At 43.1% G+C, this 976-nt stretch carries 1 protein-coding gene; it reads right to left on the minus strand.

Annotation, left to right across the window (positions count from 1 at the left end):
- Positions 1 to 103 precede the first annotated feature (103 nt).
- Positions 104 to 976, minus strand: an 873-nt coding sequence (gene dxr / locus AC1DWN_RS34320) for a 1-deoxy-D-xylulose-5-phosphate reductoisomerase (RefSeq protein ID WP_477563278.1), incomplete at its 5' end; no start/stop codon positions are given.

Here is a 976-nt window from a genome sequence, read left to right on the forward strand (position 1 = left end):
CTGTATCATCTGCATTAAGTTGCAGCCTCCTGTTCGTTACGGCTTGTACATAGATTATCATTATTCTCCCGTCCGATACAAGAGAACCGGTTTTTGACCGCTATTACATCTTTTCTGCTAGCCGCCGAGCCCATGTGTCTACTTCTTCTATCATTTGCAGATCATTTATATCTGAAGCATTATGCTGACTGATTACCGATTCTAAAATCCGTTCGATATCAAGAAACGTTATTTCTCCTTTTAGAAACCGATCAACAGCTACTTCATTCGCGGCATTAAAAACAGTAGGCGCTGATTGACCTTGACGACCGCATTCAAACGCCATACGTAAACACGGATATCTCACGAAATCCATTTCATGGAAATGGRGCTTGCCCATCTCAGCTAAGTTAAGACGTTTAGTCGGGGTTGCTATACGCTCTGGGTAAGATAAAGCATATTGAATAGGAACACGCATATCCGGCATCCCAAGCTGGGCAATTACACTATTATCAGTAAATTCAACATAGGAGTGAATGATGCTCTCCGGATGAATGATGACATCAATCTGGTCATAGGAGACATCAAAAAGCCATCTAGCTTCAATAACCTCAAGTCCCTTATTGACCATAGTTGCAGAATCGATAGTAATTTTTGCTCCCATAGACCAATTCGGGTGATTAAGGGCTTCAGCCACCGTTACGCCTTCAAGCTGCTCTCTTGTTCGATCACGGAAAGAACCGCCAGAAGCTGTTAATGTTATCTGCTGAATAGACTTCCGGGATTCCCCGTTTAAGCATTGAAAGATTGCGGAATGCTCGCTATCGATTGGAAATATAGATACGTTACGTCTCTTTGCAGCTTCCATAACAATATGACCAGCTGTAACTAGCGTTTCTTTATTTGCYAATCCAATATCTTTACCTGCATGGATAGCAGCTAAAGTAGCCGGCAAGCCACGGCTTCCGACAATAGCCGTCACAACGACGTCAGCATC

The organism is Paenibacillus sp. P4_A7, assembly GCF_056402455.1.